Source organism: Vallitalea sp., from assembly GCF_025211055.1.
Lineage (GTDB): Bacteria > Bacillota > Clostridia > Lachnospirales > Vallitaleaceae > Vallitalea.
In genome coordinates, this window is the sequence record NZ_JAOARO010000098.1 from 53,568 (window position 1) to 65,546 (window position 11,979).

8 protein-coding genes and 4 tRNA genes are annotated in these 11,979 nt (G+C 32.4%); 8 read left to right on the forward strand and 4 right to left on the reverse strand.

The annotated features are described in order from the left end of the window. Positions 1 to 32: 32 nt before the first annotated feature. A complete protein-coding gene (locus N4A55_RS15680; RefSeq protein ID WP_293758166.1) occupies positions 33 to 1,358 on the reverse strand; it encodes a replication-associated recombination protein A in 1,326 nt (441 codons plus the stop codon). 238 nt (positions 1,359 to 1,596) lie between these two features. On the opposite strand from N4A55_RS15680, the gene N4A55_RS15685 reads away from it, so the two are divergent. The 3 genes from N4A55_RS15685 (at position 1,597) to lysA (ending at position 4,641) form a co-directional block, all read left to right on the forward strand. Beyond that, complete coding sequence (locus N4A55_RS15685; protein ID WP_293758167.1) at positions 1,597 to 2,376, forward strand: carbohydrate-binding protein; 780 nt, start codon at positions 1,597 to 1,599, stop codon at positions 2,374 to 2,376. A gap of 277 nt (positions 2,377 to 2,653) precedes the next feature. Beyond that, entirely contained in the window at positions 2,654 to 3,337 is a 684-nt protein-coding gene (locus N4A55_RS15690) for a TrmB family transcriptional regulator (protein WP_293758169.1), read from the forward strand. Between the two features lie 53 nt (positions 3,338 to 3,390). Continuing rightward, positions 3,391 to 4,641, forward strand: coding sequence for a diaminopimelate decarboxylase (gene lysA / locus N4A55_RS15695; RefSeq protein ID WP_293758170.1), 1,251 nt, complete (start codon positions 3,391 to 3,393; stop codon positions 4,639 to 4,641). A 153-nt stretch (positions 4,642 to 4,794) separates the two neighbouring features. Here lysA and N4A55_RS15700 read toward each other — a convergent pair whose 3' ends face one another. Further along, on the reverse strand, positions 4,795 to 6,546 hold the full coding sequence (locus N4A55_RS15700) for an ABC transporter ATP-binding protein (RefSeq protein WP_330666443.1): 1,752 nt from the start codon (positions 6,544 to 6,546) through the stop codon (positions 4,795 to 4,797). A 197-nt stretch (positions 6,547 to 6,743) separates the two neighbouring features. On the opposite strand from N4A55_RS15700, the gene N4A55_RS15705 reads away from it, so the two are divergent. Then, positions 6,744 to 7,307 (forward strand): manganese efflux pump MntP, encoded by a 564-nt coding sequence (locus N4A55_RS15705; protein ID WP_293758173.1) that lies wholly within the window; start codon positions 6,744 to 6,746, stop codon positions 7,305 to 7,307. A 79-nt stretch (positions 7,308 to 7,386) separates the two neighbouring features. On the opposite strand, the gene N4A55_RS15710 is transcribed toward N4A55_RS15705, so the two are convergent. Next, positions 7,387 to 9,102, reverse strand: coding sequence for an FAD-binding oxidoreductase (locus tag N4A55_RS15710; RefSeq protein WP_293758175.1), 1,716 nt, complete (start codon positions 9,100 to 9,102; stop codon positions 7,387 to 7,389). A 73-nt stretch (positions 9,103 to 9,175) separates the two neighbouring features. Further along, positions 9,176 to 10,705, reverse strand: a complete 1,530-nt coding sequence (locus N4A55_RS15715; RefSeq protein ID WP_293758177.1) for an FGGY-family carbohydrate kinase — start codon at positions 10,703 to 10,705, stop codon at positions 9,176 to 9,178. A gap of 391 nt (positions 10,706 to 11,096) precedes the next feature. On the opposite strand from N4A55_RS15715, the gene N4A55_RS15720 reads away from it, so the two are divergent. The 4 genes from N4A55_RS15720 (at position 11,097) to N4A55_RS15735 (ending at position 11,492) form a co-directional block, all read left to right on the forward strand. Beyond that, positions 11,097 to 11,168, forward strand: a tRNA-Asn gene (locus tag N4A55_RS15720). Between the two features lie 48 nt (positions 11,169 to 11,216). Further along, a tRNA-Pro gene (locus N4A55_RS15725) sits at positions 11,217 to 11,291 on the forward strand. A 7-nt stretch (positions 11,292 to 11,298) separates the two neighbouring features. Then, a tRNA-Arg gene (locus N4A55_RS15730) sits at positions 11,299 to 11,372 on the forward strand. Between the two features lie 46 nt (positions 11,373 to 11,418). Continuing rightward, positions 11,419 to 11,492 (forward strand) — tRNA-Lys (locus N4A55_RS15735). Positions 11,493 to 11,979 lie beyond the last annotated feature (487 nt).

Genomic DNA, 11,979 nt, shown 5'->3' on the forward strand with positions numbered 1-11,979 from the left:
AAATGTTTTTTTATAAAAAATGTTGGAAAGAACTATTTAACCTTCCCCTTTATCTTGTTGAAATGCTCTACAATTTTCTTTTCATACCCTTGTTCAGTAGGGTTATAATATATCTCATCAACAAGTTCATCTGGTAAATATTGCTGTTTTACATAGTGATTTTCATAGTCATGAGCATATTTATATCCTGTTCCGTGACCTAGTTTTTTTGCACCACTGTAATGGCTGTCTTTTAGATAAGATGGTATTGTGGTAATCTGTACTCTTTTTACATCTTCCAGTGCTTTATCAATAGCTACGTAAGCAGCATTGCTTTTTGGGGCGCATGCAACATATGTTGCTGCCTGGGATAATATTATACGACCTTCGGGCATACCTATGAAATTAACTGCATCAGCGGCAGCCATTGCAACTTGTATCGCCATTGGGTCAGCATTTCCTACATCTTCAGCAGCACATATAACGATTCTTCTCGCTATGAATTTAGGGTCTTCTCCTGCATAAATCATTCTTGCAAGATAATAGACTGCTGCATTTGGATCTGAACCTCGCATACTTTTTATGAAAGCTGATATGGTATCATAATGATTATCTCCGTTTTTATCATAACTGATAACTCTTTTTTGTATACATTCAGATGCTACATCTATATCTATGTTGATTATTCCATCTTCATCTGGTTCAGTGGTAAGAACCCCTAGTTCAATGGCATTAAGAGCGGCTCTTGCATCACCATTGGCTCTATCTGACAAAAACTCTATGGCTTCTTCATTGATCTTGGCATTAAAATTACCTAGTCCTTTTTCTTTATCCTCAATGGCTCTCATTATGAGCTTTCGAATATCTTTGTTTTCCAAAGGCTTTAGTTCAAATACTCTAGACCTAGATACAAGAGCACTGTTTACCTCAAAATAAGGATTCTCTGTAGTAGCACCGATAAGTGTTACGGTACCATCTTCAACATATGGCAGAAGGGCATCCTGCTGTGCTTTATTGAATCTATGAATCTCATCAATGAACAGGATAGTGCTTCCCAGCGTCATACCAAGTCTGTTCTTAGCTTCATTTACTACTTTTTCAATGTCTTTCTTTCCAGATATAGTTGCGTTCAATTGAACGAATTCAGCTTTTGTGGTGTTTGCTATAACTTTTGCAAGGGTGGTTTTCCCTGTTCCAGGTGGTCCATAGAAAATAAGTGACCCTAGTTTGTCTGCTTTTATCGCTCTATATAATAATTTACCTTTTCCTATTATATGCTCTTGCCCAACTACTTCTTCTATAGACGTTGGTCGTAGTCTAGCCGCTAATGGGGATTCAGTTTCTAGAGTTTTCTCTCTCATCATATCAAATAAATCCATATCTATCTCCTCTGTCATCTATACTGATTATAATTTTTCTATATTTCTTGTATTAGAACTAATTTATTACTGTATCTATCTGTTTATTATAACATACAAATGCAAATGATATTGAAAATTGGACAACAAATAATTAGTATTATAATATTTTATTATTAACTAATATTCTGTTTATTATTTGACATGTTTCTATTTTACTATTATAATATGTTCTATAAAAAATATAGGAGGAATTATTATGAAAAAAAAGTATTTTACAAACTTAATAACCTTTATAATTTGTTTTATTTTGGTACTTAACATTAATTGTTTTAGTATTTTAGCTGAGACAACAAATGTACAATTGTATTCTGCAAAAATATTACCAACCTACGGTGATATGGGTAACATCATTGGTTATTATTCAACTGGTAATATCTATATCAAAGATTTAGGTACTAACAAAAATGTTACAGTACACTATACTTATGACGGTACCAACTGGTTGGATCAGTCTGCTTATTATCAAAAAACATTAGCAGATGGTTCTGAATTATGGAATTTCAAAACACCTGAACAATCTTATACACCTACACATCAAATTGAATATAATTGTAAATTTGCTATAAAATATGAGATTGATGGGAATACATATTGGGATAATAATAATGGTGAAAATTATTTTCTTCAAGATACTACAATGATTTACAATGCTCCTTATGCATTATCTAAGAGTGTTGTTATGTTAGACAAGGGTATATCTACTCCAAATTCTTTATGGGGCTACATTTTCTTAAAAAATTTATCTTATGATAAAAAAGTTATAGTACGTTATACTACAGATAACTGGCAAACTTATCATGATATTAACGCCCATTATAATTGCAAATATGATAATGATATAGAATTATGGTCATTTAATACCATAAAAGAAAAAAGTCCTTTCCCTGTAAATTCTAGTGGCGAGTATGTTATCGGATATACTATTAATGGTGTAACTTATTGGGATAATAACTTTGGTGATAATTACAGTTTTTAACCTACACAGAATCCTAATCTTCCATAATGATTAATCATTAGTTAGTACTCACAAGCAATAAGTTTGTTTATAAAAAATCTGATATCTAAAATATCCATTAAGGGACAGTATCCAAATATATTTTTTGCAACATTAGTTTATCGATAAACTAGCGTTACCGACTTAGGGTTATATTCAGCAAAATATATTAGAGAATACTGTCCCTTAGTTTTTTCTTGACAATTATAGATACATGCTTTATAGTAGTTCTATAAAGGAATACTAATGAGGTGAAAATATGAATTTGATTGATGCATTAAGAAGCATTGGCTTTACTCAGCAGGAATCAATTATATACATTACCTTGTGTAAGCATGGAGAATTATCTGGCTACGAAGCAGCAAAAATATCTGGTATATCACGTTCTAATGCCTACGCTGCACTATCAAGTCTGGTTGACAAAGGTAGTGCTAATATAATAGAAGGTACTTCTGCAAAATACATTGCTATCTCTAAAAACGAACTGATTATGAATGCTACAAGAGATTTTGATGAAAATATACAAGTTATTAGAGATAATCTAGAATTCAACCTAGTTACTAATAATCCATATATTACTATTGTAGACACTAAAAATATAATTAATAAAATAAAAAACATGATTACACAGTCTAAGTACAGATTATATTTTTGTGCTGATAAAAAAATTCTGGATATATTTTCTGATGAGATAATAGAAGCTTATAATAAAAATAAAAAAATAGTAATTCTATCACCAGAGGTTCCAAAGTTCAGTCATAACAAATTCTATAAATCATTTAACTACGAATCTTTTAAGCTTATTATAGATACTGAAGAAGTTATTACAGGAACATTGAATCAAGCACTCTACTCTCGTAATGCTACTTTAGTGCAACTTATTAGAGAAGCAATAATTAATGAAATTCGTTTAATAGATATAAAGAATAATATATCTAATTAAAAATAATTAAACTAGTTTATTACAATATATTTCTTAGAAAGGAGCAACAGAGTATGCTAACAACATATAACAAAGTATCTGATGAAAATAATTTTTTTGGTAATACTACCCCAGTAAAGTTAATAAAAGAATATGGTAGTCCACTATATGTGTATAATGAAAATGTAATGAGAGAAAGATGTAGAGAGCTGAAAAATCTTATAACATATCCTAATTTCTCTGTAAATTATTCTGTAAAAGCTAATGGTAATCTCACTTTATTACAAATTGCTCGTGAAGAAGGTCTTAATGCTGACGCAATGTCACCAGGTGAGATCTTTGTTGAATTAAAAGCAGGATTCAAACCAGAACAAATATTGTACATTAGTAATAATGTATCAAAAGAAGAAATGCAGTTTGCAGTAGATAGAGATATTCTAGTAAGTGTAGATTCAGTATCACAACTAGAGTCCTATGGTCAGATTAATGAAGGTGGAAAAGTATGTATAAGATTTAATTCTGGTGTGGGTGCAGGACATCATGAAAAAGTTATTACAGGTGGTAAGAAAACCAAATTCGGTGTGGATCCTAGTTTTATACCACAAATAAGAGAAATTCTATCTAAATATAAACTTAACCTAGTAGGTATTAATCAACATATAGGTTCATTATTCATGGAAGGTGATAAATATGTTGAGGGTGTTAAATCTGTTTTAGACATAGCTGAAAAATTTGATAATCTTGAATTCGTAGATTTGGGTGGTGGATTCGGTATCCCTTACCAAAAACTTGATGGTCAAAAGAGATTAGACCTACAAGACTTAGGTAATAAGTTAGACATAGTATTCTTTGATTTTGCTGATAAGTATGGCAAACAAATAACTTTCAAAATAGAACCTGGTCGTTATATCGCTGCTGAATGTGGTAATCTATTGGGCACAGTCTATTCTATCAAAAATAATTATGGAATGAAATATGTAGGGACAGACTTAGGTTTTAATGTACTTAAAAGACCAGTTATGTATGATTCTCACCATGACATAGAAATATTCAGAGAGTCCAATGTACCATCAACAAAATCAGAAACAGTTAACATTGTTGGTAATATCTGCGAAAGTGGAGATATCATAGCTAAACAACGTGAATTACCAGAGATTTTTGAAGGCGATATAATTAATGTTTTAGATGCAGGTGCTTATGGATATTGCATGTCATCCAACTACAACAATAGACTTCGTCCTGCTGAGGTGCTTATAACTTCAGATGGTGATGCAAAGCTTATCCGCCGTAGAGATACTTTTGAAGATCTAATCAGAAATTTTTAATAAACTTACTAAATTTTATTAAAGGTTGTATCATAAAACATACAATAAGTAGTATGTATTATGATACAACCTTTAGTATTAAAATCGATTAACTATATATACCTTATTATTTTGAATCCATACCCTTTTTTAATATCATATATACACAGCAACTTAGATTTGGTCAGGTATATAACCTTTGAATTGTGCTTTATACAATTTTTCATATATACCTTCACTGACAAGTAGTTGTTCATGAGTACCTTTTTCTTTGATACCTTCTTCAGTTATAACTACAATCTCATCAGCATTCTTTATTGTAGATAATCTATGTGCAATAATAAGAGATGTTCTGCCTTTTGATAGTTTTTCAAGTGCACGTTGGATTTTTATCTCTGTTTCATTGTCTAAAGCTGACGTTGCCTCATCCAATATTAGTATAGGAGGATTTTTGAGAAATACTCTAGCTATACTTATTCTTTGCTTCTGTCCTCCTGATAGTCTTATACCTCTTTCTCCTACATTAGTATCATAACCATCTGGTAATCCCATTATGAAGTCATGTATCTCAGCATTTTTAGCAGCTTCAATTAGTCTTTCTTCTGAAGCACTTATATCACCATACATGATATTATCTTTGATAGTTCCTGCAAATAGAAATACATCTTGAGATACTAAGCCTATATTACTTCTTAGTGACTTGACCTTAATATCTTTTATATTCTTACCATCAATAGTGATCTTTCCTTCATCAACCTCATAGAATCGTGGAATCAAGTGGCATAACGTTGTCTTACCTCCACCTGAAGGGCCTACCAACGCCAATGTTCTACCTGCATTAATATTAAGATTTATATTGTTAAGTACTTTTTCATGGTCATTATAGGAAAAGGTTACGTTATTAAAATCTATATTACCTGTAACATTCTTTAATTCTACAGCACCCAATTTGTCTTTTATCAAAGGTTCGATTTCCATTAGTTCAGTGAATCTTTCAAATCCAGTCATACCAGATTCAAACTGCTGGACAAAGTTGGATAATCTTCTTATAGGCTGTAAAAATGCATTAACATACATTATGAAAGCCAATAAATCCATTATAGTCATAGTTTCCTTCATAATAAGGAAACCTCCGAACCCTATAACTACTAGATTAAGAATCTTAGTTATGAAGCCCATCCCTACGCTGAATATAGCCATGTTTTTATAAGCGACGTCTTTGGAAGCTCTAAACTCTTTATTACCGAAAGTAAATTTCTCCATCTCATGTTCTTCATTGGCAAATGATTTGGACACTCTTATTCCTGAAATACTACTTTCTAATTGAGCATTTACATTAGCAATCTTTTTCTTGACATTCTTGAATCCTCTTGACATTTTTGTTCTTTGCTTAATAGCAAACCATACGAGAAAAGGAATAAATATGTATACGGCAAGAGCTAATCTCCATTCCATGAATAGCATAGCAAAAAAAGCTCCAATTAACATAATAAGTGATAAGAAAAGGTCTTCAGGTCCATGATGTGCAAGTTCTGTTATCTCATTCAGATCATTAACCATCCTAGACATTATATGTCCGGTTCTTGTCTTATCATAGAATCTAAAAGATAATGATTGTAGGTGTTTGAACAAGTCTCTTCTCATATCATATTCCATTCTTACACCTAAAATATGCCCCCAAAAATCTACAATATACTGAAAAACAGATCTTATCAAATAAAGTCCTAATAACATTAATATAAATAAGAAGAAAGTTCTAAACTGGTTTTTGGGTAGTAGGTCATTCAATGCATACCTAGATAACATTGGAACTGATAAATCTATTGATGCAATTAAAAAAGCACATATCATGTCAATTATGAATAATTTTTTGTGGGGTTTATAGTAGCTAATAAATCTCTTCAACATCTTATTGTCTTTTTTCAAAGTATCACCTCTTACATCATATTTACGTAATAGAATATCTGCTAGAACTCATGTAGTTTTCTATTATAACACATCTATAATTGAGTATCAATTTTTATGAAAGTTTTATTAGAATATTAGCATATTATTTCTTATGATGTATTATATATTAAATGACTAGGTAACTTTTAGAAAAATAGTTGAAAGGACGTCTTTTATTGAGTGTATATTCTATTGTTTTAGTTGCATTAAGTCTTTCTATGGATGCTTTTGCAGTGTCTATTACTCTGGGTCTTACAAGTAATACTAATTATAATGTAACTGCTATAAAAACAGGTTTGTCCTTTGGATTATTTCAAGGAGGGATGGCAGGAATAGGATGGGCTTTAGGTTGTTCACTAAGAGGAATAATCGATCCTATAGACCACTGGATAGCATTTTTATTACTATCTGCTATAGGCATTAATTTTATAAAAGAATCTAAGAATCCTTCTCTGAATGCATTGTCCATTGACAGCTTGAAAGTTCTTCTCACTTTGTCTTTAGCTACAAGCGTTGATGCTCTGGCAACTGGAGTTACTTTTTCCTTATTGAATGCAAATATATTAATAGCTGTATGTCTAATAGGTCAAATTACATATTTTGCATCTGTAATCGGGGTTTATATTGGAAAAGGGCTTAGTAAAAATACTAAGCTACAATCATATGTTAATATTTTAGGTGGTATAATTCTTATTATTATAGGCTTGAGGATACTTATTACTCATCTAATAAATAGCTAAATAAAGGAGTGTATCATAATAATTAATATTAGCTATCAGCTATAATCAAAGCATTATGATATACTCCCACCTAGATATTTTATTTGTATTTCAGTTTTCTACTTTCTACATCTAATCCAAGAGTTCCACCTGGATTCATAATATTGTCAGGGTCAAAGTGTTTTTTAAGTGTTCTTATTATATCGTAACAATTTTCCCCAATTGAATGTTCCAACCAAGGACCAAATGTTTTACCAATACCATGATGGTGACTGATAGCTGCCCCATATTTTACATAGTTATCTAGAATTCCTGCTTGATATTCAACATATTCATCCATTTCCATCCTAGCTATAAATATGAAATATAAGTTAGCACCTTGTGGGTACACATGAGACATGTGAGTAAGACATATAGTCTCAGGTCTTGCTTTACAATATTCTCTTAGCCCTCTATGAACTTCACTCATTGTATCCCATGTTACTGAGCATTCCATAGTATCAATAATAATTCCGAAATCTCCTAAGGCATCTCTCATATATGGGTCTCTGAATCTACCTTTTTCCCATTGCTTAGTTGGATATCCTGTTAGATACATAGCTCCATATTTTTTACATATCTTGTGAACATTCTTCTTCATATTTTTACAGAATCCCATTTCTCCATCAGTAAACCCTAAAAAAAGACAGCGTTCCATTTGTTTGAATCCTTTTCTCTTCATGATGGAATCAATCTTAGTTCCCTCAACATTATATAATTTTAACATTAGACTGGTTTCTTCTGGATCTGATAATCTAAATACAGAAGGCATTCCAAATTCACCTTGAGTAATCTCTCTGGCAGCAGCTTGAGCATTTTCCCAACTTGGGAATATATAGCTGAATCTGATTCTATTTTCAGGCATATATTTGAATACTCTTAATGTTACATGAGTTAGAACACCAAATGCTCCCTCACTCCCAATCATAATCTGATCTATTGAAGGTCCTGTTGCCATTGCTGGATATTCTTCTGTTTTTATTATACCTACTGGTGTTGCATATTCTTGACATATTACAATATCTTCTATTTTTCCATAGTAGCTAGAGTTTTGACCAGCTCCTCTAGTTACAACCCAGCCACCTACACCGGAATACTCAAATGACTGTGGAAAATGTCCACAAGTATAACTTCCATTAGCTCCTAATGTGTCTCTTGCATTATTAAGTACCCTTTCTAATTCGGGTCCTTGCATTCCTGATTCTACAGTAATGGTTTGATTCTTTTCATTGAAAGATACTACCTTGTTAAAATTAACTGCTAAATCAAGGCTAACTCCGCCTTTCATAGCTTCCATACCTCTTGTAACAGTTGACCCTCCAGCTTTACAGTAAATTGGAATTTTTTCACTTGTACAATAGCTGACGATATCTTCTATCTGTGACTTATTACTTGGATATAAAACTACATCTGGTAAATTTTCTACAATTTTTTTCCTTAGTCTCATAAGGTCTATCATTGTATTTCCATATGAAACCTTTAATCTGGTATATGTATCTAACTTGACATTATCGTTACCAACAATCTCTCTGAACCTTTGTATTTGTTTTTCTGATAGATTGATTGGAACCTCCATATCAACTTTATCCAATCCTTCACCTTGTTTTGTCTTGAAATAATCATCATTTAGTCCAAAAGTATCTTTTATAACTTTGTACAATCTTTCATTAGGGCATTTATATTCTGTAGGACTACCCCATTTTAGTATAGATCTGAAACTTCTTTCCGGTGGAGCTTCATGTTCCCATTCTGGCATAAATCCTTTATATTTTGACATCAAATTCCTCCTTTGGATATTACGCTCTGAGCTGTAATATCATTCATATAGTTTCAAGTGATTACATTCTAGTTTATTTTTGCATCTGTTTATATAAGGGTTTTAATTTGTTATATACCTTAGAATAAATGTTATCATATATATTTTTATATACTTCAACATTTGCAGGGTCTGGTAAGAATTCATCTTTTAGATGAACCATGTTATTAACTGCTTCATTAAATGATTTATATTCACCTTTTGATACGTATCCTACAATGGCAGCTCCTAATCCAGACGTCTCGTAAGTCTGAACCCTGTAAACAGGTTTATTAAATAAATCTGCTGTTATTTGACATATAGCATCACTCTGGGAACCGCCTCCAGATACCATAATCTTTTGTATATTTATCTTAGATTTTTTCTGTATATATTGTAAACCTTCAAATAATCCGAAACCTATACCTTCTATGATTGCCCTATATATATGTATTCTTGTATGATAATCATCAAAACCTATTATTGCTCCTTTACCTTCCGGTCGCTTAGCTCCTGCTCCCCAATATGGCTGAAATACCAATCCATCACAACCTGGAGGTATATCATTCAATCTTTTATTAAGTAATTCTTCTGGAGCTATATTCAATTCTTTTGCTTGTGTAACTTCTTTTTGAGCAAATTCCTTTTTGAACCAAGAAATCATCCAATATCCTCTGTATATTTGTATTTCTGGATTGTAAGCTTTTGGTATCACCGCTGGGAATGGACAAATAAATCTCAGCGCTTCATAATATTTTCTAGAAGTGGTTTGTATAGATGCATTAGAACCTAATGAAATGCTGGCGGTATAGTTATCAAAGCACCCAACACCTAATGTTTCACAACCTTTGTCGGAACCACCTGCTATTACTGGAATACCTTTTTTTAATCCAGTTTCATTGCTTGCTTCATCTACTACATAACCAATTACACCTCCGGGTGCTACCAAGTCACATAGTTTTTCTCTTTCAATATGGAATATTTGACTCTTTTGACCTCGTTTACCTTCCCACCTAAAGTGTTTATAATTAAATGGAATATGTCCAATCTGAGATGCAATACTATCTTTGAATTCATGGGTTAATTTATAGTTTAAGAATCCCGATATTTGTAAATATTTATAAGTTTTCTTCCAATTCTCTGGCTCATAATCTTGTATCCAATGAGCATTACAATTAAGACTAAAATTCTTAGCTGTTGTCATCATTCCTACAGTCGTAATAGTTAACTTATGATATAGTGTCATATCTCTTGGCTTCTCAATCTTCCTTTGGTCCATCCATAAAATAGCAGGTCTAATGATTTCACCATTTTTACCAAGTAGAACACATGAGTCTCTTTGTGTAGTTACAACTACTCTGTCAATTTCATTGAATACCTGTTCATCATCTTCTTTGATCTGTCTACAAACCTCACATAAACTATTCCAATAAACATTTGGATCTTGTTCAGCCCAACCAGGCTCAACTGAGTAATAAGGATTAAATTCTCTTTTTACTTTTACCAATAATTTTCCGTTCTTATCAAAAATTAATCCCCTTAAACTCTGTGTACCACAATCAATTGCAAGTACATATTTTCCCATCCATAATTCCTCCCGTATCAATTACTTAGTTTTATTTTAACACAGGAATACAAGTAAAACCACTAATAAACAATATATATTTTATATGTATCTATAAATGTGAATTTATATTACACCTCCTATTAAGATAATATATGTTGACGATGTTATAACGTCAGGTCATATAGTTGTCCGTATGTCGTCTTACTAATTTTATCATTTTTTATAAAATTATTCAAGATTATTATATGTTTCTACGAATGACTTTCAATTCACACAAATAAATCATTTCAGAGTATTTGACCTTTTGCCTTGTAATGCTGATTTTTACTGGGTTTCTATAGCATCATAATTTTTTTTCAAAAAAAGTATTGACTTTTTGATGAAATTACTATATAATTCATTTTGCTGTTCCTCGATAGCTCAATGGTAGAGCATTCGGCTGTTAACCGAAGGGTTGTAGGTTCGAGTCCCACTCGGGGAGTTGCTTTTAATTAGTAGTTTAAAATTGTTTTGCGATCTGATTTCAAAACGGGGTGTGGCTCAGCTTGGCTAGAGCGCTTGATTTGGGTTCAAGAGGCCGCAGGTTCGAATCCTGTCACCCCGATTTGTATGTGCCTGTAGCTCAGTAGGATAGAGCAGTGGCCTTCTAAGCCACGTGTCCGGGGTTCGAATCCCTGCAGGCACGCTCATTAAAAATAATGAGCAATTATACAACATATTTTTTACACTATGGGCCACTAGCTCAGTCGGCTAGAGCACTGGACTTTTAATCCAGGTGTCCCGGGTTCGAGTCCCGGGTGGCTCATTTTTTTTTATCTAAAATTAGCAGTTGTTGCGGATTTGGTTATTTGATGGTAGATGAAGAACAAGAGCTTATTCCATAAAACAAGGTAAAAATAGTTAAAACAAGTTCAGATATTAAACCAATAAACCATGAAGTTATGCCATAATGCAAGAGATGTTAAATAAATCGGATAGGAGGAAAAGTTAAATAGCTTTTCCGACCTTCCACGGCACCGTACGTACGGGTCTCGTATACGGCGCCTCCTAAGTTTACGCTCTGACAAGTTTGTAGTAATCTGAAAAGAATTGATATCCCTGCTTATACCCTTTCTTTTTCATTGTGTGCCCATGCTGGGCACACAATGAAAAAGAAAGGGGCTGTCGTTAAATAGACTAGCCCACACATAAAAAAAGTCAGTGTAACTCATTAGGAGTTAGGCTGACTTTTTTACAAGAAAAAAAGATGCCTAACGATAAACATCTTTTCTCCGCTACATATACATTGTATA